This is a genomic window from Streptomyces sp. BF23-19, assembly GCF_041106355.1.
Lineage (GTDB): Bacteria > Actinomycetota > Actinomycetes > Streptomycetales > Streptomycetaceae > Streptomyces > Streptomyces virginiae_A.
On record NZ_JBGBPT010000033.1, the window covers coordinates 56,852 to 78,907 of the forward strand.

At 69.3% G+C, this 22,056-nt stretch carries 26 protein-coding genes; 12 read left to right on the forward strand and 14 right to left on the reverse strand.

Features of this window, described 5'->3' with window-relative positions:
• Positions 1 to 130: 130 nt before the first annotated feature.
• Together AB8A24_RS19965 and AB8A24_RS19970 are read right to left on the reverse strand one after the other, a co-directional pair.
• A complete protein-coding gene (locus tag AB8A24_RS19965; RefSeq protein WP_369476923.1) occupies positions 131 to 1,222 on the reverse strand; it encodes a hypothetical protein in 1,092 nt (363 codons plus the stop codon).
• Positions 1,223 to 1,567: 345 nt separating this feature from the next.
• The gene (locus AB8A24_RS19970) at positions 1,568 to 1,714 is read right to left on the reverse strand and encodes a hypothetical protein (RefSeq protein WP_369476925.1); all 147 of its coding nucleotides are present in this window, start codon (positions 1,712 to 1,714) and stop codon (positions 1,568 to 1,570) included.
• A 333-nt stretch (positions 1,715 to 2,047) separates the two neighbouring features.
• Here AB8A24_RS19970 and AB8A24_RS19975 point away from each other — a divergent pair, with 333 nt between their 5' ends.
• The 3 genes from AB8A24_RS19975 (at position 2,048) to AB8A24_RS19985 (ending at position 3,457) form a co-directional block, all read left to right on the forward strand.
• Entirely contained in the window at positions 2,048 to 2,662 is a 615-nt protein-coding gene (locus tag AB8A24_RS19975; protein ID WP_369476926.1) for an antibiotic biosynthesis monooxygenase, read from the forward strand.
• Positions 2,663 to 2,931: 269 nt separating this feature from the next.
• Complete coding sequence (locus tag AB8A24_RS19980) at positions 2,932 to 3,201, forward strand: type II toxin-antitoxin system Phd/YefM family antitoxin (protein WP_328927440.1); 270 nt, start codon at positions 2,932 to 2,934, stop codon at positions 3,199 to 3,201.
• Entirely contained in the window at positions 3,194 to 3,457 is a 264-nt protein-coding gene (locus tag AB8A24_RS19985; protein WP_030207783.1) for a type II toxin-antitoxin system RelE/ParE family toxin, read from the forward strand. Before AB8A24_RS19980 ends, AB8A24_RS19985 begins: the two co-directional genes overlap by 8 nt.
• An 84-nt stretch (positions 3,458 to 3,541) precedes the next feature.
• Here AB8A24_RS19985 and ychF read toward each other — a convergent pair whose 3' ends face one another.
• Entirely contained in the window at positions 3,542 to 4,630 is a 1,089-nt protein-coding gene (gene ychF, locus AB8A24_RS19990; RefSeq protein ID WP_266380582.1) for a redox-regulated ATPase YchF, read from the reverse strand.
• A gap of 134 nt (positions 4,631 to 4,764) precedes the next feature.
• Between ychF and AB8A24_RS19995 the strand changes: the two genes are divergently transcribed.
• Entirely contained in the window at positions 4,765 to 5,286 is a 522-nt protein-coding gene (locus AB8A24_RS19995; protein ID WP_266380584.1) for a DUF6542 domain-containing protein, read from the forward strand.
• 12 nt (positions 5,287 to 5,298) lie between these two features.
• On the opposite strand, the gene ppgK is transcribed toward AB8A24_RS19995, so the two are convergent.
• Together ppgK and AB8A24_RS20005 are read right to left on the reverse strand one after the other, a co-directional pair.
• Positions 5,299 to 6,099 carry a polyphosphate--glucose phosphotransferase gene (gene ppgK / locus AB8A24_RS20000; protein WP_369476929.1) on the reverse strand — a complete coding sequence of 267 codons (801 nt, stop codon included), beginning with the start codon at positions 6,097 to 6,099 and terminating at the stop codon, positions 5,299 to 5,301.
• A gap of 21 nt (positions 6,100 to 6,120) precedes the next feature.
• A complete protein-coding gene (locus AB8A24_RS20005) occupies positions 6,121 to 7,116 on the reverse strand; it encodes a 4-hydroxy-3-methylbut-2-enyl diphosphate reductase (RefSeq protein WP_328961853.1) in 996 nt (331 codons plus the stop codon).
• Between the two features lie 92 nt (positions 7,117 to 7,208).
• On the opposite strand from AB8A24_RS20005, the gene AB8A24_RS20010 reads away from it, so the two are divergent.
• From AB8A24_RS20010 to AB8A24_RS20025, 4 genes are all read left to right on the forward strand, one after another.
• Positions 7,209 to 8,588: an APC family permease gene (locus tag AB8A24_RS20010; RefSeq protein WP_369476932.1), complete on the forward strand. Its 1,380-nt coding sequence runs from the start codon at positions 7,209 to 7,211 to the stop codon at positions 8,586 to 8,588.
• Positions 8,589 to 8,621: 33 nt separating this feature from the next.
• The gene (xseA, locus tag AB8A24_RS20015) at positions 8,622 to 9,854 is read left to right on the forward strand and encodes an exodeoxyribonuclease VII large subunit (protein WP_328961855.1); all 1,233 of its coding nucleotides are present in this window, start codon (positions 8,622 to 8,624) and stop codon (positions 9,852 to 9,854) included.
• 54 nt (positions 9,855 to 9,908) lie between these two features.
• Positions 9,909 to 10,127: an exodeoxyribonuclease VII small subunit gene (locus AB8A24_RS20020; protein ID WP_189732883.1), complete on the forward strand. Its 219-nt coding sequence runs from the start codon at positions 9,909 to 9,911 to the stop codon at positions 10,125 to 10,127.
• Between the two features lie 209 nt (positions 10,128 to 10,336).
• Positions 10,337 to 10,930, forward strand: coding sequence for a malonic semialdehyde reductase (locus AB8A24_RS20025; protein WP_030712043.1), 594 nt, complete (start codon positions 10,337 to 10,339; stop codon positions 10,928 to 10,930).
• 166 nt (positions 10,931 to 11,096) lie between these two features.
• Here the strand turns inward: AB8A24_RS20025 and AB8A24_RS20030 are convergent, their stop codons facing one another.
• Positions 11,097 to 11,615, reverse strand: a complete 519-nt coding sequence (locus AB8A24_RS20030; RefSeq protein ID WP_328965869.1) for a DUF4245 domain-containing protein — start codon at positions 11,613 to 11,615, stop codon at positions 11,097 to 11,099.
• A gap of 259 nt (positions 11,616 to 11,874) precedes the next feature.
• On the opposite strand from AB8A24_RS20030, the gene glpX reads away from it, so the two are divergent.
• Positions 11,875 to 12,906: a class II fructose-bisphosphatase gene (gene glpX / locus AB8A24_RS20035; RefSeq protein ID WP_266380599.1), complete on the forward strand. Its 1,032-nt coding sequence runs from the start codon at positions 11,875 to 11,877 to the stop codon at positions 12,904 to 12,906.
• Between the two features lie 147 nt (positions 12,907 to 13,053).
• Here the strand turns inward: glpX and AB8A24_RS20040 are convergent, their stop codons facing one another.
• The 3 genes from AB8A24_RS20040 to AB8A24_RS20050 form a co-directional block, all read right to left on the reverse strand.
• On the reverse strand, positions 13,054 to 13,428 hold the full coding sequence (locus AB8A24_RS20040; protein WP_078909204.1) for a WhiB family transcriptional regulator: 375 nt from the start codon (positions 13,426 to 13,428) through the stop codon (positions 13,054 to 13,056).
• A 73-nt stretch (positions 13,429 to 13,501) separates the two neighbouring features.
• Positions 13,502 to 14,185: a maleylpyruvate isomerase N-terminal domain-containing protein gene (locus AB8A24_RS20045; RefSeq protein WP_369476936.1), complete on the reverse strand. Its 684-nt coding sequence runs from the start codon at positions 14,183 to 14,185 to the stop codon at positions 13,502 to 13,504.
• Between the two features lie 107 nt (positions 14,186 to 14,292).
• Positions 14,293 to 14,967: a DUF1707 domain-containing protein gene (locus AB8A24_RS20050; RefSeq protein WP_328961857.1), complete on the reverse strand. Its 675-nt coding sequence runs from the start codon at positions 14,965 to 14,967 to the stop codon at positions 14,293 to 14,295.
• A gap of 150 nt (positions 14,968 to 15,117) precedes the next feature.
• Between AB8A24_RS20050 and AB8A24_RS20055 the strand changes: the two genes are divergently transcribed.
• Complete coding sequence (locus tag AB8A24_RS20055) at positions 15,118 to 16,788, forward strand: fumarate hydratase (RefSeq protein ID WP_369476938.1); 1,671 nt, start codon at positions 15,118 to 15,120, stop codon at positions 16,786 to 16,788.
• Positions 16,789 to 16,880: 92 nt separating this feature from the next.
• On the opposite strand, the gene AB8A24_RS20060 is transcribed toward AB8A24_RS20055, so the two are convergent.
• The 3 genes from AB8A24_RS20060 to AB8A24_RS20070 are packed head-to-tail and all read right to left on the reverse strand — an operon-like array spanning position 16,881 to position 18,485.
• Positions 16,881 to 17,729, reverse strand: a complete 849-nt coding sequence (locus tag AB8A24_RS20060) for a helix-turn-helix domain-containing protein (RefSeq protein ID WP_369476940.1) — start codon at positions 17,727 to 17,729, stop codon at positions 16,881 to 16,883.
• Positions 17,730 to 17,743: 14 nt separating this feature from the next.
• Entirely contained in the window at positions 17,744 to 18,259 is a 516-nt protein-coding gene (locus AB8A24_RS20065) for a DUF6879 family protein (RefSeq protein WP_369476942.1), read from the reverse strand.
• Positions 18,231 to 18,485 carry a hypothetical protein gene (locus AB8A24_RS20070; RefSeq protein ID WP_369476944.1) on the reverse strand — a complete coding sequence of 85 codons (255 nt, stop codon included), beginning with the start codon at positions 18,483 to 18,485 and terminating at the stop codon, positions 18,231 to 18,233. The genes AB8A24_RS20065 and AB8A24_RS20070 overlap by 29 nt, the downstream gene beginning before the upstream one ends.
• 795 nt (positions 18,486 to 19,280) lie before the next feature.
• Between AB8A24_RS20070 and AB8A24_RS20075 the strand changes: the two genes are divergently transcribed.
• Positions 19,281 to 19,430, forward strand: a complete 150-nt coding sequence (locus AB8A24_RS20075; protein WP_266996804.1) for a hypothetical protein — start codon at positions 19,281 to 19,283, stop codon at positions 19,428 to 19,430.
• 5 nt (positions 19,431 to 19,435) lie between these two features.
• Entirely contained in the window at positions 19,436 to 20,614 is a 1,179-nt protein-coding gene (locus tag AB8A24_RS20080) for a protein-L-isoaspartate(D-aspartate) O-methyltransferase (protein ID WP_369476946.1), read from the forward strand.
• 139 nt (positions 20,615 to 20,753) lie between these two features.
• On the opposite strand, the gene AB8A24_RS20085 is transcribed toward AB8A24_RS20080, so the two are convergent.
• Both AB8A24_RS20085 and AB8A24_RS20090 read right to left on the reverse strand, forming a co-directional pair.
• Positions 20,754 to 21,395 carry a hypothetical protein gene (locus AB8A24_RS20085; protein WP_369476948.1) on the reverse strand — a complete coding sequence of 214 codons (642 nt, stop codon included), beginning with the start codon at positions 21,393 to 21,395 and terminating at the stop codon, positions 20,754 to 20,756.
• A 25-nt stretch (positions 21,396 to 21,420) separates the two neighbouring features.
• Positions 21,421 to 22,023, reverse strand: a complete 603-nt coding sequence (locus AB8A24_RS20090; RefSeq protein WP_369476966.1) for a recombinase family protein — start codon at positions 22,021 to 22,023, stop codon at positions 21,421 to 21,423.
• Positions 22,024 to 22,056 lie beyond the last annotated feature (33 nt).

A 22,056-nucleotide genomic window follows, 5' to 3' on the forward strand; every position in this document is an offset into this window, starting at 1 on the left:
GTTGTCCGGGTCGCTCGGGCCTCCGCCGCCGGCGAAGCCGCCAGGCGTGAGCTAGTTCATCCACGTACGGAACTGCTGCTGCTCCGAGGCCGTGAGTGGCTTGGTAGTACCGGGCACCGGGGCAATGGGATCAGCGAACGGGATGCCGGGGTCGACAGAGTTGACCATCGGCAGGCGTGCAGGGGTCCCCGCGTACGACGCGAGCCGATCGGCAAGGGAACGGGCAGGCGGATGAGCGGGGGCAGGAACGGCACCCCGGGGAGCCCCGGAGCCTCCGGGCCTCCTGCATCGGGGAGCGTGACTCGGGCTGCGGAAGAGTCGAGCGCGTGGGCGACGTCTCCCAGGTCGTGTATCCAGGAGTCGGCGAGAACGGCATCGTGCAGCCCGCCGTCGTAGCCGTTGGCTCCGAACATGGGCGTGTCCCAGGCATGTCCACTTCGAACAGGTCGTTCTTGTGGTCCCGGATCTTCGCCTTGGCGGCCTCCACGTGATCGGCGTACCGAGCACATGCCTTCGCGAGCTGAGAGCAGCCGGCCACCAGGTTCGTCACCAACGGCTCGTCCTGCTGCGCCTTTGCCGGAGGGCAGGTAAGACCCACACAGTGCTTGAAGTACGACTGGAAGGCATCCGCCGCCTCCCCCGAGTGCGCTTTACTTGCGATCGAGGCGAAGGTCTGGGCATCCTCCAGGAACCGCTGCAAGAGGGAGCCGGCGTGTTGCCAGGACCGGCCAACGGCGCGGATCTTCTCCGGTGAACCACGGAACCGGTCGCTACGTCCTGCTGGCGCGTACTGGTCGTACCAAGCGGTTTCGCCCACCACTCCGGGGAGCTCCTGCCCGAGGCCGAGGTAGCTCTCCGTGCAGTCGGCGCCCGGGTCACCCATGCCCACAGTCAGGTCGACCTGTTTCCCCAGGAACGCCGACGCCGTGCGGCTCTCCTGAGCCATGAATTCACGGGCATTACGCATCAGACCACGGCTCGTGGCCCCGAGGATGTAGGAGCTGAATCCCATCTTGTCCAGAGCCATGGACGCCGCCGGCGCGTAGACCTTGGCAAACGAGCGTCCTGCGTCGTCGTCACCGGCCATCCCCTGCTGCCGTGCCAGCTCATGCCCCAGCGCAATGGCGGTGTCCCGAGCCCCACGCATCGTCTCGATCAACCCCATGGAACCGCGGATCATGCCCTCCGCGATGAACTCCAAGTCAGGCGCAAGCCCACTCACGACGCCCCTCCCCACTGCAGACGTGAACGATCAAGCTAACGCACGAATACAGCGACGTCTGCGCGACATTGCGCCTACAGTTCGAAGGACCCAGCGGCGTACTGCTTCCCCCTCCGGGTCGACCCGTTGGTGCGGACTGCTGCGGACAGCACAACGCCCTGACCCGCGTTCTAGCAGGTCAGGGCGCCTCTAGGGATGCGATCACACGTTGAAGCGGAATGTCTGCCAGCCGATCCTGACCTGCGGCGGAGCCGCATACGTCGCCCTGACCAGGCATTTCCCCGTTGGCGTGCGTTGGGTCCCGACGGTCGCTTACGGGTGTCCTGCGGACTGTCTGCGGACTGGCTACGGGGTCTCGACGGCGTCGAGGTGCCTGCGCAGCTCGGCCGCGATGTCTTCGTCGCCACCCTCGGCCGGCAGCGGCCACAGGTCCTGCTCGCCGTTCGCCACGGCGAGGCCGCTCGCGAACCAGACGAGGTGCGGTGCGGGCACGAAGGAGTCCCGGAGCCACCGCGCAACGTGGGCTCGGGAATGTCTCCCTCAGAGCCCTCTCCAGGGACTCGACCGTAGCGCGCCAGGCTCGGCACCGTGAAGCGTCACGGTCTCCTCGCCCCGCTGGACCGCGCACCGGCGCCCTTCAGGCGAGCCGAACGGCTGATGGATGATCAGACGCCCAGCGCCATCCCAGCACGGGAAACAGCAGGGGCCAACGGCTCACCTCTTCACCTGAATGCCCCTGCCGCGTTGCCCCCCATCCGCCCCGGTCATCGCATGGAGTGGGAAAACGAGCCCGCGCGGGGCCACCGGAAGGCAGGAAAGGGCGCTATGTACGTTCGCAGCATCTATGCAACGGGTGATCCGGCCGAGCTCGACGGGGTCGCCGAGGCGCTACGGACCGACGGGCGTGCGCTGCTGTCGGCGCAACCGGGCTTTCGCGGGATGGGGCTGTTCGCCGACCGCGAGCTCGGCAAGCTCCTGGTGGGATCGTGGTGGGAGGACGAGGCCTCCCGGCAGGCCAGCTACGAGAACCTGAGCAAGCGGCGGGCCGAGATGATGGCGCCGTTCGCGCAGACCGTGACGGTCGACAACTGGGAAGCGGCGGTCGCCCGGCGCGCAGAGGAACTCGGGCCGGGCGCGGGGTTCCGGCTGGTCCACATGGACGTCGAGCCGGCCGACATCGACCTGCTGGTGGACACGTTCCGCGACACCTCACTGCCCAAGGTCCAGAAGGTCCCCGGACTGGCCGGCATCTCCCTGCTCATCGATCGCGACGGGGGCAGAGCCGCTGTCGGCGCGCTCTACGCCGACCGCGACGCACTCGTGGCATCCCGTGGCGCCGTCGCGGCGGCCCGCGGAGAGGCCACGGCGAAGGCTCGCGCAACCACCCGCAGCCTCGAGGAATTCGATGTGGTCCTCGCCACGGCGGTACCCCACGCCTGACCCTGCCTCCGCTTCCGCGATCGCGAGTCAGCACCAAGTCGGCATGAGCATGCCAGAACGGGTCGAACTCGACGAGTCCGGCCCCTTCCGACCTGCATGCTTGCGAAATTAGTCCATCGGCCTGGGGCCTGGCTCGCACGCGGGGGCCCTGCACGCCGCAAGGCCGCGGGATCTCTGTCCCCGGAATCAGCCACCCAATCGGCGGCTCATCCCAACGAGTGCATGCAACCCCGATTGTGTACACATGGCACACTCGGTACCCTTGAGGCATGACTCAGCCGCTGCCCATAGAGTCCATCCGCGACGTACGCGCTCACTTGGCCGAGGTCGTCGAACGGGCCGACCGCGACGACGTGCCCACTGTCATCACCCGTCGCGGCAAGCAGGTCGCCGCCGTGGTCTCGATCGAGGTGCTGCGCAAGTACCAGGAGTGGGAAGAGCGCGAGATCAACCGCATCATCGACGAGCGCATGGCGAGCCCGGCCGCCGGCATCCCGATCGAGGACGTGATGAGGGAGACGCTGGCACGCAGTGAGTGACTACCGCACGGTGTTCCGGCCCGAGGCCCAGGCCGAGCTGCGCAAGATCCCGCGTGACATGGCGCTTCGCATCCTGGCCAAACTGACAGAGCTGGAGAGCGACCCCTTCGGCTTCAACACCACCGCACTCGTATCCCAGCCTGAGCGCCGCCGCCTACGGGTCGGCGACTACCGTGTCGTCTACACGATCGACAACGGGGAGCTGGTGGTGTGGGTCGTACACGTCGGACACCGCTCCACGGTCTACGACACGTAGCTGCTCCCGGTTCTGCGGACTGTTGCGGACAGCAGAAGGACCTGACCTGCATCCTCGCAGGTCAGGCCGCATCTGGATACGCGATCAGACGTTGAAGCGGAACTCGACCACGTCGCCGTCCTGCATGACGTAGTCCTTGCCCTCCATGCGGGCCTTGCCCTTGGCGCGGGCCTCGGCGACCGAGCCGCAGGCGACCAGGTCCGCGAAGGAGATGACCTCGGCCTTGATGAAGCCGCGCTGGAAGTCCGTGTGGATCACGCCGGCCGCCTCGGGGGCCGTGGCGCCCTTCTTGATGGTCCAGGCGCGGGTTTCCTTCGGGCCGGCCGTCAGGTAGGTCTGCAGGCCCAGGGTGTCGAAGCCGACGCGGCCGAGGGTGGCGAGGCCCGGCTCCTCCTGGCCGACCGACTGGAGGAGCTCGAGGGCCTCCTCGTCGTCCAGCTCGGAGAGGTCCTGCTCCAGCTTGGCGTTCAGGAAGATCGCCTCGGCCGGGGCGACGAGCGCGCTCTGCTCGGCCTTGAAGGCGTCGTCCGTCAGCTCGTCCTCGTCCACGTTGAAGACGTAGAGGAAGGGCTTCGTGGTCAGCAGGTGGAGCTCGTGGAGCAGGTCGCCCTGCTCCGTGCCCTTGGTGATGCCCTTGGAGAAGAGGGTGTCGCCCGCTTCGAGGATCTTCTTGGCCTCGACGACGGCCGCGAGGACCGCGACCTTCTCCTTCTGGAGGCGGGACTCCTTCGTCAGGCGCGGTTCGGCCTTCTCGATGGACTGGAGGTCGGCGAGGATCAGCTCGGTGTTGATCGTCTCGATGTCGTCCTTCGGCGAGACCTTGCCGTCGACGTGGACGACGTTCTCGTCCTTGAAGGCGCGGATGACCTGGCAGATGGCGTCCGACTCGCGGATGTTCGCCAGGAACTTGTTGCCCAGGCCCTCGCCCTCCGAGGCACCGCGCACGATGCCCGCGATGTCGACGAAGTCGACGGTCGCCGGCAGGACGCGCTGCGAACCGAAGATGCCGGCGAGGACGGCCAGACGCGTGTCCGGGACGCCGACGACGCCGACGTTCGGCTCGATCGTGGCGAACGGGTAGTTGGCCGCCAGCACGTCGTTCTTGGTCAGGGCGTTGAAAAGGGTCGACTTGCCGACATTCGGCAGGCCGACGATTCCGATCGTGAGCGACACGTTGGCGACTTCCCGTAGCTGGAGGGGGCGGCGGCCCAGGAGTGGGCCACCGGACAGTTTACTTTCCGATGAGTGGCGGTGGTTGTACGCGTGTCCGGGGCCGATCCGACCCGCTCCCCGCCTACTTTGGTGCCGTGGAGCAATACAGGACGCGATCGGCCCCTCACCAGCAGCGACCGCCGGCCCAGCGCCAGGCGCCCCGGTCCGCCGCGGTGCCCGCCCAGGCCGGCGTCGGCCCGCGGCGGTCCGCGCTCGCGCGGCGGATGCCGCGGCCACGGCTGACCGGGCTCGGCGGCGGGCTGTTCGCGTGCGCCGCCATGGTGCTCGTGGGCGGGATCTGCTGGCTGCTCTTCGGCTCCTCGCTCTTCGTCTACGGGCTGCTCTTCCTGCCCGTCGCCGCCGCCACGGCGCTCTGGGTACGGCCCGCCGACCTGATCACGGCGCCGATCGGCGTGCCCATCGCCTTCGCCGCCGGAGTGTGGCCCATCTCGGGCGGCTCCGGCGGCATCGGCGGGCATCTGATGGGGCTGGTGTCCGCGCTGTCCCTGCACGCCGGCTGGCTGTACGCCGGGACGCTGGTCGCCGCGCTGATCGCCGTCGTACGCAAGGCCGTACTGATCGGCAGGCGGCGGATGCCCCGGCGCATCACCCAGTGAGCGCTCCCGCCGCTACTTCGCGACCTTCTCGGCCGTCTTCGCCGTCTTCGCCGCCTTCGCCGCCTTCGCCGCCTTCGCCGCCTTCGCGGCCATCGCCGCTCCCACGATGCCCGCGTTGTTCTGCAGCGTCGCCGGGACGATCTCGGCCCGCACGCCCTCGATCAGCGGCAGGAACTTCTCCGGCTTGCGGCTGACGCCCCCGCCGATGATGAAGAGGTCCGGCGAGAACAGCATCTCCACGTGCTGGAGGTACTTCTGCACGCGGTGCGCCCAGCGCTCCCACGTGAGGTCGTGGTCCTCCTTGGCCTTCACCGACGCCCGCGTCTCCGCGTCGTGGCCCTTCAGCTCCAGGTGACCGAGCTCCGAGTTCGCGACCAGCCGCCCGTCCGTGAACAGGGCGCTCCCGATGCCCGTCCCCAGGGTGAGCAGGAGGACGGTGCCGCCCCGCCCGCGCCCGGCCCCGTACGTCATCTCGGCGACGCCCGCCGCGTCCGCGTCGTTCAGGACGGTGACCGGCAGGCCGCCCACCTCGCGCGAGATCAGCGCCGCCGCGTCGACGCCGATCCAGGACTTGTCCATGTTGGCCGCCGAACGGATGACGCCGCTCGTGACCACGCCCGGGAAGGTGACCCCGAGGGGCCCGTCCCAGTCGAAGTTGCGCACCACCTCGCCGACGCAGCCGGCCACCCCCTCGGGGGTGGCCGGATGTGGTGTCAGTACTTTGTGGCGCTCCTGAGCCAGGTCGCCGCGCTCCAGGTCCACGGGAGCGCCCTTGATCCCGGTTCCGCCGATGTCCACGCCGAAGATCTGCATGGACATACCGTACGAAACGAGTTACTTGTCGGCGACCAGTTCGGCAGCCTCGGCACGCAGGTCACGGCGGAGTTCCTTCGGCAGCGAGAAGACGATCGACTCCTCGGCGGTCTTGACGATCTCCACGTCCGCGTAACCGCGCACCGTCAGCCACTCCAGGACCTCCTCGACCAGGACCTCCGGCACCGAGGCGCCCGAGGTGAGGCCGACGGTGGTGACGCCCTCCAGCCAGGCCTCGTCGATCTCGCTGGCGAAGTCGACCAGGTACGCGGCCTTGGCGCCGGCGTCCTTGGCGACCTCGACGAGCCGGATCGAGTTCGAGGAGTTCCTCGAGCCGACCACGATGACCAGGTCGGAGTCGGCGCCCATCACCTTGACGGCGGCCTGCCGGTTCGAGGTGGCGTAGCAGATGTCGTCGCTCGGCGGCGAGACGAGCAGCGGGAACTTCGTCTTCAGCGCGTCGACCGTCTCCATGGTCTCGTCGACCGAGAGGGTGGTCTGGGAGAGCCAGACGACCTTGGACTCGTCGCGGACGGTGACCTTCTCCACGTCGTGCGGGCCGTCGACGATCGTGATGTGGTCGGGGGCCTCGCCGGAGGTGCCGATGACCTCCTCGTGGCCCTCGTGGCCGATGAGGAGGATGTCGAAGTCCTCGTTCGCGTACCGGATGGCTTCCTTGTGCACCTTGGTGACCAGCGGGCAGGTCGCGTCGATCGTCGCGAGCTTGCCGCGCGCCGCCTCCTCGTGCACCACCGGCGCCACACCGTGCGCGGAGAACATCACGATGGAGCCCTCGGGCACCTCCTCCGTCCGTTCGACGAAGATGGCGCCCTTCTTCTCCAGGGTCTGGACGACGTACTTGTTGTGCACGATCTCGTGGCGGACGTAGACCGGCGCACCGTACTGCTCAAGGGCTTTCTCGACGGCGATCACGGCTCGGTCCACGCCCGCGCAGTAGCCGCGGGGCGCGGCGAGCAGGACACGGCGGGAAGCGGGAGCGGGGGCGGGAGCAGTCATGTGCTCCATCGTACGGGGGTCTCCAGGAGGCCGGGCGTCGGCCGTACGGCACACACTTGCCCGAGAGCCCGCCCCTATACGCCGGAGGACGGATGGCTTCCGTTACGGATTCCAGTGCGGCGGCGCCCTCGGCGCTGCGGCGGAGCCTCGGCTTCCGGGATCTGGTCGTCTACGGCCTGCTGTTCATCGCCCCGATGGCCCCCGTCGGGGTCTTCGGGGCGCTCGACGCCACCTCCCACGGCGCCGTGGCCCTCGTCTACCTCTGCGCGACCGTGGCGATGGCCTTCACGGCCTTCTCCTACGCGCAGATGGTGCGGGTCGCCCCGCAGGCCGGCTCGGTCTTCACGTACGCCCGAAAGGGTCTCGGCGAGGGCCCGGGGCTGATCGCCGGGTGGATGGCGATGCTCGACTACCTGCTGATCCCGGCGGTCGCCTACCTCTTCTCGGGGATCGCGATGAACGCGCTGGTCCCCGAGGTCTCGCGGTGGGTGTGGACGGCCCTGGCCGTCGTGATCACCACCCTGCTGAACCTGTGGGGGGTCCGGGCGGCCGCGCGCGTGGGTTTCGCCGTGCTGGCCATGGAGATCGTGGTCCTGCTCGTCTTCGTGGTGGCCGCGGTGACCGTACTGGTCCAGGGCGGGGCGCGGCGCGGCTGGCTGTCCCCGCTGACCGGCGACGGTTCGCTCGGCTTCAGTACGGCGGCGGTGCTGGGCGGGGTGTCGATCGCGGTCCTGTCCTACCTCGGCTTCGACGCCATCGCCTCCTTCGCCGAGGAGGCGACGGGCGGTTCGGAGCGGGTGGCGCGGGCGGTGCTGTTCTGTCTGGCGCTGGCCGGGGTGCTGTTCATCGCCCAGAGCTATCTCGCGGCGCTGCTCATGCCCGTGTCCTCGGCGGAGCTGGCGGCCGAGCCGGCGCTGCAGGGCCCGGCCTTCTACGACGCGGTGGAGTCCGCGGTCGGCTCCTGGCTGCACGACCTGGTGGCGGTCAGCAAGGCGATCGGGGCGGCCTTCGCCGCGCTGGCCGGGCAGGCGGCGGCCGGGCGGCTGGTGTTCGCGATGGCCCGGGAGCGGCGGCTGCCCCGGGTGCTCGCCCGGACCTCGGACGGGACCCCGCGGCCCGCCCTGCTGGTGGCGGCCACCATCACGCTGGTCGCGGCGGTGTGGGCGGCCCGGCGCGACGACGGGCTCGACCAGCTGGTGTCGGTGGTGGACGTCGGGGCGCTGGTGGCCTTCACGCTGCTGCACGCCTCGGTGGTGGGCTGGTTCGTGGTCAAACGGCGCGAGGGTCCGCCGAACTGGTGGAAGCACCTGGTGATGCCGGTGCTGGGCGCGGCGGTGACCGTCGCGGTGATCTTCGAGGCCTCGTGGACGGCGCAGCTGGTGGGGGCGGTGTGGCTGGCGGTGGGCCTGGCGGTGCTGTTCGTCCAGCGCGGCCGCCGCGACCTGCCCGGCGACACCGGCCCCGGGGCCTGACGCACTGTCGGCGGCGCCGGATAGCCTGCGTGCATGGGTCTGAATACGTCGGCCGAGGCGCCGCTGCCGGTAGGCCAGGTGTCCCGGCTCATCGGGGGCTGGATCGAGCGGCTCGGCCAGGTGTGGGTGGAGGGGCAGATCACGCAGCTCTCGCGGCGGCCGGGAGCGGGGGTGGTCTTCCTGACGCTGCGCGACCCCTCGCACGACATCTCGGTCAGCGTGACCTGCTTCCGCCAGGTCTTCGACGAGGTCGCCGACGTGGTCTCCGAGGGCGCCCGGGTCGTGCTGCTGGCCAAGCCCGAGTGGTACGCCCCGCGCGGGCAGCTGTCCCTGCGGGCCACGGAGATACGGCCGGTCGGCATCGGGGAGCTCCTCGCCCGGCTGGAGCGCCTCAAGCGGTCCCTGGCCTCCGAGGGGCTCTTCGCGCTGGACCGCAAGAAGCCGCTGCCCTTCCTGCCGCAGCTGATCGGGCTGGTGGTCGGGCGGGCCTCGGCGGCCGAGCGCGATGTCCTGGAGAACGCTCGGCGCCGCTGGCCGGCGGTCCGCTTCGAGGTGCGCAACGTCGCCGTCCAGGGGGTGCACGCGGTGCCCCAGGTGGTCCAGGCGGTCAAGGAGCTCGACGCCCTGGACGAGGTCGACGTGATCATCGTGGCGCGGGGCGGGGGCAGCGTGGAGGACCTGCTGCCGTTCTCCGACGAGGAGGTGGTCCGGGCGGTCGCCGCGGCCCGCACCCCGGTGGTCTCGGCGATCGGCCACGAGCCGGACTCCCCGCTGCTGGACCTGGTCGCGGACGTCCGGGCCTCCACGCCCACGGACGCGGCGAAGAAGGTGGTGCCGGACGTCGGCGAGGAGCTGGAGCGCGTACGCCAGCTGCAGGCGCGGGGGCTGCGCGCGGTGAGCGGGCTGCTCGACCGGGAGGAACGGGGCCTCGCGCACGCCCTGGCCCGGCCGGTCTTCGTCCACCCCCAGCGGATGGTGGAGATCCGCGAGGACGAGCTGGACGCCCTGCTGGCCCGCGCCCGTCGCACGCTGGGACACCTGCTGGACCGGGCCGACTCGGAACTCGCGCACACCCTCGCCCGGGTGGTGGCGCTGTCCCCGGCGGCGACCCTGGAGCGGGGGTACGCCGTGCTGCAGCGGGCCGACGGTCATGTGGTGCGCTCGCCGCAGGAGGTGGGTCCGCACGATGTGCTGCGTGCGCGGGTGGCGGAGGGCACGTTCTCCGTGGAGGTCTCCCCGGCGGACCCGCCGGCCGCTTCGCAATAGCGACACGCGGCCGCAATCACGTGGTCGCACGACACACAGAGGATGGATACGGGAATGGCAGAGGCCGGAACGGCGCTGGGGTACGAGCAGGCCCGCGACGAGCTCATCGAGGTCGTCCGCAAGCTGGAGGCCGGCGGGACCTCGCTGGAGGACTCGCTCGCGCTCTGGGAGCGCGGTGAGGAGCTGGCGAAGGTGTGCCGGCACTGGCTTGAGGGGGCCCGGGCCCGGCTGGACTCGGCGCTCGCGGCACGCGAGCCGGCCGAGGAGGAGTGACCGGGGAGGAGTGACCGGGGAGGAGTGACCGGGGAGGAGTGACCGGGGAGGAGTGACCGGGGAGAGGTGACCTGACCCGGGAGGAGGGGTCGGGGAGTGACCCGAGAAGTGATCCCGATCACCAGAAGGCGGATTTAGTTGAAAATTCATCTACTTCCGCCGTAGAGTCTGGGACATCGCTTCACCTCCGTATGGAAGAAGGCTTTCCGATGTCTCTCGTTCTTGACTCCGCCGCGCAGGACCTGCTGTTCCGCGAGGCCCGCACGGCCAACTCGTTCACCGACGAGCCGGTCACCGAGGAGCAGGTCCAGGCGATATACGACCTGGTGAAGTTCGGTCCCACCGCCTTCAACCAGACCCCGCTGCGCATCACCCTGGTCCGCTCCCCCGAGGCCCGTGAGCGCCTCGTGCAGCACATGGCCAAGGGCAACGACGCCAAGACCGCCACCGCGCCGCTGGTCGCGATCCTCTCCGCGGACAACGAGTTCCACGAGGAGCTCCCGCAGCTGCTCCCGCACTTCCCGCAGGCCAAGGACGCGTTCTTCTCCGAGCGCCCGGTCCGCGAGCAGTCCGCGCTGCTGAACTCCGCGCTGCAGGCCGCGTACTTCATCATCGGCATCCGTGCCGCCGGCCTGGCCGCGGGCCCGATGACCGGCGCCGACTTCGCCGGCATCCAGAAGGAATTCCTGGACGCCGACCACACCCCGATCATGGTCATCAACATCGGCAAGCCGGCCGCCGAGGGTGCCTGGTTCGACCGCTCCCCGCGCCTGGGCTTCGACGAGGTCATCACGACCGTCTGATCGGCTCCGCCGTAGCAGCACACGCAGAAGGGCCGTGCGCCCCGGGATCCCGGGGCGCACGGCCCTTCTCGCGTACACGTTCCACGCGGGTGCGCGGGGCGTGTGCGGGGCGCGTCAGGCGCGACCCGCCCCCACTCGCCCGCGCGCCCGGCCCGCGGCGCCCGCGCTACTTGCCCTGCTTGAACTCCAGCGCCGCCGCCAGCGCGCCGAGCTGGTCGAAGGAGGCCGTGCCGGTCACCACCGTGACGTAGCCCTGCTCCTGCCGCACGAGGGCGTCGTACTTCTCGCCGTCCCAGCGTTCCCAGGTCAGGTCGCCGATCTGCTGCGTCTGCCCGGTGGCCGTCGCGTGCTGGGTGACCTTGGCGAGGTACTTGGCCGAGGTGTCCGTGGACTGCTCCACCGCCGCGTACTGCTGCTCCGGGTCGAGGAAGCCCAGGTGCCAGGCGTTGGCGTTCTTGCGCTCGTACGTCACCGAGGTCGCCCGCCACTGCTCCTGGAGCCCCACGGGGGCCGCCACCGGATACGGGGCCGCGCGCCGGGCCGTCAGGGTCTCCACCCGGTAGTCGACCGTGAGCGTCGGGTCGGCCTTCTCGTCATGCGGGACGAAGAGGTAGATCCCGGCGACGACGATGCCGATCACCCCCAGCGACCGGACCATGTCCCAGACCGTCTGCTTGCCTTTCATACCTGCCACGCGCCCCATCGTCCCGCATCGCGGGGCGGCGATCACCGCCGGGGTCGCGGTGCGGCGCGTGTCGGCGGACCCTGGAGAGTCCTGGAGGAGATCCGGGACGGCCCGGGAGGGCCGCAAGACGTCCGCTCAGGACAATCGACTGACCGATATGCCGCTCATACGTGACCCGCCCTGCTCAATATGTCGACGTACCGATAGAGTTCCAGCACCCTCACTTCCCGGCCGTCGCCGTACAGAAAGGTGCGCTCCGATGACCGAGCACAACCTGCCGCCCCAGCTCGAAGTCTCTCCGGAGGCCCCCGACCGCAACCTCGCACTGGAACTCGTACGGGTCACCGAGGCCGCCGCCATGGCCGCGGGCCGGTGGGTCGGACGCGGCGACAAGATCGGCGCGGACGGTGCCGCGGTCAACGCGATGCGCACCCTGATCTCCACCGTCTCGATGAACGGCGTCGTCGTCATCGGCGAGGGGGAGAAGGACGAGGCCCCCATGCTCTTCAACGGCGAGCGGGTCGGCGACGGCACGGGCGCCGAGGTCGACATCGCCGTGGACCCGATCGACGGCACCACCCTGAACGCCAAGGGCATGCCGAACGCCATCGCCGTCCTGGCGGCCGCCGACCGCGGCACCATGTTCGACCCGTCCGCGGTGTTCTACATGGAGAAGCTGGTCACCGGTCCCGAGGCCGCCGACTTCGTCGACATCAACGCCCCCGTCTCGGTGAACATCCGCCGGGTCGCCAAGGCCAAGAACATGGCCGTCGAGGACGTCACCGTGGTCATCCTGGACCGCCCCCGCCACGAGGGCATCGTCAAGGAGATCCGCGAGACCGGCGCCCGGATCAAGTTCATCTCCGACGGCGACGTCGCCGGCTCGGTCATGGCCGTGCGCGAGGGCACCGGCGTCGACCTGCTCCTGGGCATCGGCGGCACCCCCGAGGGCATCATCTCGGCGTGCGCCATAAAGTGCCTCGGCGGCACCATCCAGGGCAAGCTCTGGCCGAAGGACGAGGCCGAGCGCCGGCGCGCGCTCGATGCCGGTCACGACCTGGACCGCGTCCTGACCACGAACGACCTGGTGTCCGGCGAGAACGTCTTCTTCGTCGCCACCGGCATCACCGACGGCGAGCTGCTGCGCGGTGTCCACTACCGCTCGGAGACCGCGACGACGTCCTCGCTGGTCATGCGCTCGAAGTCGGGCACGATCCGGCAGATCGACTCCACGCACCGCCTGTCGAAGCTGCGCGCGTACAGCGCGATCGACTTCGACCGCGCGCACTAGTCACGGCGTGAGGAAGCGAGAGGGGCGGTCACCGCGTGCGGCGGGACCGCCCCTCTCGCACATCCACGCACGTCCGGCCTCGGTGTCCGACCTCGACCTCCGGCGTCCGGCGCCCCGGCGGTCCGCCACGGGCGGCCCGGGACGGGTTCAGCCCGCCGCGGCGATCGGCCCGGCTCCGGGGGCCTGGCGCAGCTCGGCGGCCCTGCGCCGCATCCGCGCCAGCACCACCCGGCGCTCGGCGGCGGTGAGCCCGCCCCACACCCCGTACGGCTCGGGCTGGAGCAGCGCGTGCTCCCGGCAGGCGACCATCACGGGGCAGCGGGCGCAGACGCGCTTGGCGGCCTCCTCGCGGGAGAGCCGGGCCGCGGTCGGCTCCTTGGACGGCGCGAAGAAGAGCCCCGCCTCGTCCCGGCGGCACACCGCCTCCGCATGCCATGGGCCGTCCTCCGCCCTCGCCGGCACCCGCGGCTTCGGCACGGCCGCCGCGCGCCCCGGAAAACTCTGGACGGCGGCTACCTGCAAGGACTGATGCGGCGGATGCGGCACGGTCTACTCCTGACGACGTATACGTGAGCGAGAGACGACGCACCTGTCCCTACCCGCTGTACGCGCCCCTATGCACCGCGCGCCACGGGCCGCCGGGGGTTCGTCCGAAACGAGACCCCGTCGGGCGGGCCGTCACACCGCGGGTGCGGCCCATCCGGGATCCCGCCCGAGGAAGGCCAGCAGGCGCGCCGCCGCGCCGTGGTCCGCGCCCGGCGCGAGGGGGAGGGCCGGGCCGTAGGCGAAGCCGCGCAGGGGCTCGACGAGGGCGTCGGCGGCCGGGCGCAGGGCGGCGGCCAGCGCGTCGGTCAGGCCCGGCGGGCGGCCCGTAGCGACGGCGATGTCCCAGGCGTGCACGGCGGCGTCGAGGGCGGCCGCGCCGACGGCCGTCTCGGCCGGTACGGAGAAGGGCGGCAGCGGCACGGCCACCTCGGGGTCGCCGGGGGCGACCCCGGCGAAAGCCTCGGCCGCGGCGGCGAGCGCCGGTTCCAGCAGGTCCACCGGGGGGGCCGGCCAGGGTGCCGGAGGGCACGAAGGGGTCCTCGGTGGGCCCGGGCCCACCGGTCAGGCGGGCGGCGTAGGCGAGCTGGTCGCCCGCGGCGTGCTGGAGGACCTGGGTGACGTTCCACCGCGCGCAGGGGGTCGCGCCGCCCCAGCCGTCGACGGGTACCCCCGCGACGGCCTCGCGCAGGGTCGCGTACGCCTGGTCGAGCAGTTCCCACTTGGTTGTCGTCATGGTCGGGACCCTAGGAGGCGTCTTGGCGGTCTGCGGCCGAATTTCGTTGGAACCGCGGCGCGTTGGGCTGTCGGGGCTCGGCCGGCGGCAGCCGGTCGCAGCCGGTTTCAGCCCTCCGTGCGCTTGCGCAGCTTGCGGGCCAGGTCCACCAGGCGGGCGCCGAGCTTGGGCCGCGCCTCGATGTTGCCGAGCAGGGCGAAGCCCCGGACGATCACCACCGGCGCCTGCGGATCGGTCTCGCCGCGGCCCTCGCCGCGCACCTCGAAGTTGCCGAGGACCCCGCTGCCGTAGCCGCGCAGGGTGACGTTCTCCGGGACCAGGACCTCGACGTTGCCGAGGACGCAGGTCACGTTGATCTCGGTGACCTGCTGCTCGAAGACCGCTTCGGTGAGGTCGATGGTGATGTCGCCCATGACCGAGACGGCGCGGGTGTGCGGGCCCGGCCGCCAGCGGCCCTTGCGGGCGGAGCTGCTGCAGACGGCCACTATGGTCTCGGCGGGGCCGCCCGGGGTGGTGGAGGGGGCCGTGTACGCGGGCGAGGCATGGACGCCGCCGGGCGCGGGCAGATCCCGTACGAGCACTTCCAGCTCGCCGACGGTCTTGACCGCGTAGAGCGTGTCCAGGCGGTCGGAATGCTCCTCGGCCGTCAGCCGGCCTTCGGCGAGCGCGTCGCCGAGGATCTGCGCGATCCGGTCCCGGTCCGCGTCGGAGGCGCGCAGCTCGGCGGGGCCGGCGGGCGCGTGGGCGGGTGCGGGGGCGGCGGGGTGCTTTTCCAGGTCCACGACGCCCAGCATAGCCAGACACGATAGATCGCGATACTGCTGAGTGAGCCTTACCTCACAGACACGCCCCCGGGAAGAGGTCCTACGCTGGTTAACCGCGCTGCCAATTGGTCGCCAGCGCCGTCTGCCGAGTGAGGAATGACTGCCGTCATGCCAGAGTTTGCGTACACCGACCTGCTGCCCCTGGGCGAGGACACCACCCCGTACCGGCTGGTGACCGCCGAGGGCGTGTCCACCTTCGAGGCGGACGGCCGTACGTTCCTCAAGGTGGAGCCGGAGGCGCTGCGCAAGCTCGCCGAAGAGGCCATCCACGACATCCAGCACTTCCTGCGCCCCGCGCACCTCGCGCAGCTGCGCCGGATCATCGACGACCCCGAGGCCTCCTCGAACGACAAGTTCGTGGCCCTGGACCTGCTGAAGAACGCGAACATCGCGGCGGCCGGCGTCCTGCCGATGTGCCAGGACACGGGCACGGCGATCGTCATGGGCAAGCGCGGCCAGAACGTGCTGACCGAGGGCGGGGACGAGGCGGCGCTCTCGCGCGGCATCTACGACGCCTACACGCGGCTGAACCTGCGCTACTCGCAGATGGCCCCGCTCACCATGTGGGAGGAGAAGAACACCGGCTCGAACCTGCCCGCGCAGATCGAGCTGTACGCGACCGACGGCGGCGCGTACAAGTTCCTCTTCATGGCCAAGGGTGGCGGCTCGGCCAACAAGTCCTTCCTCTACCAGGAGACGAAGGCGGTCCTCAACGAGGCCTCCATGATGAAGTTCCTGGAGGAGAAGATCCGCTCGCTCGGTACGGCGGCCTGCCCGCCCTACCACCTGGCGATCGTGGTCGGCGGCACCTCCGCCGAGCACGCGCTGAAGACCGCCAAGTACGCCTCGGCGCACTACCTGGACGAGCTGCCCCGCGAGGGCTCCCCGCTGGGCCACGGCTTCCGCGACGAGGCCCTGGAGCAGCAGGTCTTCGAGCTGACCCAGAAGATCGGCATCGGCGCGCAGTTCGGCGGCAAGTACTTCTGCCACGACGTCCGCGTCGTGCGTCTCCCCCGGCACGGCGCCTCCCTGCCGGTCGCCATCGCCGTGTCCTGCTCGGCGGACCGCCAGGCCACCGCGAAGATCACCGCCGAAGGCGTCTTCCTGGAGCAGCTGGAGACGGACCCGGCGCGCTTCCTGCCGGACACCACGGACGAGCACCTGAGCGAGGCCTCGGACGTCGTCTCCATCGATCTGAACCAGCCGATGGACGACATCCTGGCGACGCTGACCGAGCACCCGGTCAAGACCCGGCTGTCACTGACCGGCCCGCTGGTCGTGGCGCGCGACATCGCGCACGCGAAGATCAAGGAGCTGCTGGACTCGGGCGCGCCGATGCCGCAGTACCTGAAGGACCACCCGGTCTACTACGCCGGTCCCGCGAAGACCCCCGAGGGCTACGCGTCGGGCTCCTTCGGCCCGACCACGGCCGGCCGCATGGACTCCTACGTCGAGCAGTTCCAGGCGGCGGGCGGCTCCAAGGTCATGCTGGCCAAGGGCAACCGCTCGCAGCAGGTGACGGACGCGTGCGGTACGCACGGCGGCTTCTACCTGGGCTCGATCGGCGGCCCGGCGGCGCGCCTGGCCCAGGACTGCATCAAGAAGGTCGAGGTCCTGGAGTACGAGGAGCTCGGCATGGAAGCGGTCTGGAAGATCGAGGTGGAGGACTTCCCGGCCTTCATCGTGGTCGACGACAAGGGCAACGACTTCTTCACCTCGCGTGAACCCGAGCAGCCGACGTTCACCAGCATCCCGGTGCGCGGTCCCGGCCTCGGCTGAGCCCGGTAGCAGCACCTGTCGAGAGCCTCTGGCATCCGCCGGGGGCTCTCTGCTTGATGAGTGGTCTCGCGCCCGGCTGGATGCGACCGCGCTCAGTCCAGGGATGCCAACGCACCCGCTACGAGGGAACGTGCCGCAGCGCCCCGCACAGCCCCTTGTGAGAGCCGGTCGAAGGCCCGGGCGTACAGCTCGACCTGACTCGGCTGAGTGAGCGTGGAAGCGGCGTCCAGCGTGTCCGCGTGCACCCTGGCGTCATCGAAGACCGTGAAGGTTGGCATGGGCCATACGGTCCGTTGCGCCGAGAACGGGATGACGCCCACGGCGACGTTCTGGAGATCCATCACCCCGAGCAGGTGACCAAGTTGGGCTGCCATGGTTTCCGGACTGCACATCCGGTACCGCAGTACGGCTTCCTCCAGCACGAAGGAGAACCGTCGGGCACCGCTGCTCAGCACCGCGTTTCGTCGTATGCGGGCCGCCACGGCGTCACTCACATCGTCCGGGGTCCCCCGGAAGCCTGCGATGGACGACAGCAGAGCACTGGCGTATCCAGGTGTCTGGAGGAATCCGGGGATCACGTCCGAGACGTAGACCCGGAACACCTTGGTCTGCTGATACAGGTCCCCCGTGGACTCTTGCAGGCGGCGGAGACCGCTCCGCTGAAGTCGTCTCCACTGAACGTGCGCATCGGCTGATTGTCTGTTTACCGCTATCAGGTCGGGGATCTGACAGTCGGCGGAGCAGGCTCGGCACCACGCCCTGATGTCTGCATCCGAAGGTGGTGTCTTGGCGTTCTCGATCCGGGACGACTTCGACTCCGACCAGCCGCACCTGACGGCCAGCTCCCGCCCGCTGATGCCCGCATCCCTTCGGATCTCGCGCAGACGGCCGGCGAGGTCTTCGCGGGCCTTCTGCACGCTTGAGAACGGGTGTGGGGGCATGGAACTGGCTTTCGTCAGATCTCGTACTGGTGGTGCGGAACCGCTCGCTCCCAGACTGCTTCGAAGGCAGCGGAGCACAGCTTTACGGTCTCCGGGTCGGACATGATCTCGTCCTCGACCACTGCTCCGTCGCCGGAGAAGTGGTGCACACGGAGGAGAGCGCCGTCGAACAGCCAGAAGTCATTTCCCGGCAGGGGGATGCTCGTTGCCCGGCGGCGTGGCAGCCACCGGACTGCCTCGCCCGCCGTGACGTTGGCGTGCGTGACGTAGTGCTCCCAGCGGATGTAATCCGATACCGGCTCGGAGACCACCCGGGCCCGGCGGACAGATACGCCCCGGGCCACAGTGTCCTTGATCAACTGATCGTAGGGATGCCACCAGGACTCGCGGTCCTCCCAGTTGATCCGCTCACCGCGCTTCCACGCCTCGAACCGATCAGTCGGGGCGTAGGAGTCGCGCAGCTCCAGATGGACAGCGGATCGCTCGCACTGGCCAAGCAGCTCAGCGAAGCCGGGCACGCTCGACGGCATCACACGCCTCCCTGATCATCGGGATCATCCGGGCCGGAATCCTCACGATGGCTTCGTTGTCGGGGACCGGCCCGTTCGCCGGACTGCTCGCCTCGCACTCCGCCTGAGTCTTGACGCTCGGCTTCCATCCCTGCAACAAGATCTCCTGAGCTTCCGCGTCCGCCCACACGGTGGGGCAGTGGTCCCGGTCCGTGTTCGGGTCGATGCCGACGAACTGTACGGCCATGGCTGGCTCCCTGGTATAGGTGCTTGCTCGGGCTTGCATGAGCCTCTCCGAACAGCAGATACGGCGTCAATAGCGCTATCAGCCATGCGAATTGGCGTGCAAGGTCATGCAAGTTTGTGGAGTCTCATGCCATCGACTCCCTAGGTTCGTTCCATCGACTTCGGGAGCGATCGGGAGGACGCCATGGCGGGCACCGGGCAGACGGCGGAACAGGCGTGGGAGTACGTGACCTACACGGAGAAGCGTGAGACGTGCCCCGCATGCAAGAAGCCCATCCGGCTCGATCGGCCTGCCCGACGGGGGATGCTCGGGCGGTCGGACGGGAATCCCGCCGTTGCCTACTGGCACACCAGCTGCTTGCCCGAGGGGGCCCGCCGGTGAGACGCGTTCTCCGGTACGCGCAGCATCGGATCATCAGACACCCCGAAGGCCAAGTGAACGTGGCTGCGTCCTGCCAACAGCGTGAATGCTGCTGGCAGTCGTCCGAGAGTTCCGATGTGGCTGACGTCGACCGTCAGTGCATGGCCCACACCGGACTGACCGGGCACGACGCATTCACCCGGAAGTTCACGGACGTGGCACTCGTCCTGCGGGTGGACGAGTGAAAGACGGCGGTGCGCAGCCCTCACGCTTTCGTGCCGTCCTGGTCACCCTCGGGGCGGTCGCGTGGACCCTCACCATGGCGCTCATGGTCGCCCGAGGAGCACGCGCCTGACGGCGCACAGTCCAGCACAGACCCCCGCTCCTCACGGGGCGGGTAGCACGTTCATCAAACCGACTACCAAGGAGGAACCAGTGAGCGGAAAGCACGGCGGCGGTACGGGCAGCGGCCAGGGCGGCAGTCAGCAGGACGACGGCAGCAGCGGGCGCGGACACGGAGGCGGCGGCACCGACACCGGTAGCGGCGGCAACTCCTCCGACGGCTCCGGCCCCGCGAAGAAGTAGGTCGGATGACCGCGCGCACAGACGAGGCGGGCCCCCAGGGGCTCGCCTCCGCGCTCGTCCAGTCGGGCGCTCTGCATTCCGATTGGCTGCCGACATACAAGGCAGTCCCCCGAGACCTGTTCGTGCCCGACCGCATGTGGCCGGGCATCCCTGACGGCACCCGACAGAACCCTTTGGTGGACCGCACCGCGGACCCCGATGCTTGGTTCCGCGCGGTGTTCTCCGACATCCCTCTCACGACGCAGTGGGACGACGGTAACCATGCGGGTGACGGCCTCGGCACGACCCCGAGCAGCTCCAGTTCCCAACCACACATGGTGTTCTCGATGCTGGCCGATCTCGACGTCAGGGACGGGCATCGGGTCCTTGAGATCGGTACGGGTACGGGCTGGAATGCAGGTCTCCTCTCGCACCGGTTAGGGCCCGGGAACGTGGTCTCCATCGAGTTCGACCCCGAGGTAGCCAAGGGTGCGGGCAGAAACCTTCGGGCCGCTGGTCTGTCCCCCCTGGTGATCGTGGGAGACGGCCGGCTGGGTTACGCGGGAAGTGCGCCGTACGACCGCGTCATTGCGACGTGCTCAATCGGTGAGGTTCCCTCCGCATGGGTCGAGCAGACCGTTACCGGCGGGGTCGTCGTCGCCCCCTGGGGGACGGAGTACGGCGGCGAAGCCATCGCCCGCCTGACCGTGAACGGCGACGGCACGGCGAGCGGCCACTTCACCCGCTCCAGCGCCTTCATGCGCCTGCGACAGCAGCGACAGAACAAGCCCCCGCATGACGTGTACCTCAAGGGCCAGGAATGGCCCGCAGACGGCGACAGGAGCACGACGGCGCTCTCCCCCGCCGAGGTCGGCGGATGGTTGGAACAGTTCGTGATCGGGCTCCGCATGCCCGGGGCGTTCTGGACGGTAGAGCGGTACGACGGTGGCGCCTACACGCTGTGGACGTACAGCACCGACAGGAAGTCGTGGGCCTCGGCCGACTACGAGCCGGAGCGGCAGGAGTACGCGGTCGTCCAGTCTGGCCCCCGCAGGCTGTGGGAGGAGACAAAAGCCGCTTACCGCTGGTGGGAAGAGCACGGGCGACCCGGCTTCGATCGGTTCGGTCTGACGGCAGACAGCAATGGCGGACGGGCGTGGCTCGACTCCCCGAACAGCCCCTTATTGGGTCACTACTCTGCATAGCGGAGGGTAAACACAAAAGAACCCCCCCCAGAAGGCACTGGGGGGGTTCTTTTGTGTGAGCGACTGCTATTAGCCGACTGACGCTTCACCACTTGCACGGAAGCAAGTTCGGCGAGGGAAATGCCAGCCGTGCGCGTCGTCAGCTTGAATCCGACCTGATCCGAGTCGAATCGAGGACGGCGCTCGAACGCGATGAATGGAGCCGTTTGAATGGAGAGGGCATGAAGAGCCCCCCGTCGCGTCTAGATGCAACGGGGGTCAGTGGAGCTGCGATGGATCTATCTAGCCACTTCCGCGTGTACACCCTCCTGGCTGGAAGAATGAACTCGACCTCCGGGGAGGTCCATTCGCATCCCTCAGGGACGTGGAGGCCCGTTTCATCGGCGATCTCGGCCACCTCAGGTACACGGACGAGCACGCGTCGGGAACCGTCCTCCGCGCTTCCTACGGTCACGGTAATCGCGTGCCGTTGCAGGAAGACGCGCTTCTGCTCGTCGCCCTTGGTGACCCACTCCTCAGAGTAGGTGCGCCCCGTTTCCTTCCACGCCGGGACACTCTCGGCCGCTTTAATTTCTTCCCTCAGTCGCTCGACCTTCTTCGACTGGAATTCATACCGCCCCCAGTACCGCTCGATCTGAACATCGGTCTTGAGGCGTCCGGCCAGGTAATCAGATTCGAGGCGATCCAAGGTGGCCTCGGCCTCGGAAAGCTCACCCTTGGCCTCACTGACGGAATTTCCGGCACGCTCCATGACAGGCAGCGACCCAAGGGTGAGTTTCACAAACGATCCAACAGTCGTGTCGAGGTCATCCGGCGCGAATAGCGTTTGCCGTCCAGGCGACAGCCCTCGGCTCTTCGCCCTTCGCGATGCGCAGATGATCCCTCCACGTAGGGACACCGCGCTTATTCAGATCAACCGCAATCTTGCAGGAAGACCAGTCACCCTTCAGGCGCTCCACAATCTCGCGGAACAGTTCCGCGTAGGTGGGGTCCTGAACGAGCTTCTTCCCGCCACCTTCCTGCCGCTCGAAGTGGTATCCGAACGGCTCCACACCACCGATCCAAACACCCTTGGCCTTACGAGCTTGAGAGCCCGAGAGCGCGCGGGCGCGGATGGTGTCCAGCTCACCCTCGGCGAAGGCCGCGATGATCTGAGGGAACATCTTCCCCATAGGGGTGCTCATGTCGATGCTCTCGCTGACCGAGACGATTGCCTTGCCGCGCTCACGGCACCAGTCAACGATCTCGGCGAAGTGGCCGGCACGGCGGGAGAGTCGGTCCAGCCTCCGGACAGCCAACACGTCCCACTCGTCTGCACGCTCCGTGAACCAGGGACCGAGGCCGGGACGGGTCTGTAGCGCGAGGGCCTGAGGGCCTCTCCCCCGATCGGGGGAGAGGCCCTCAGGCATATCCACCCATCGGCAGATGGCAGGCCGAAGAGC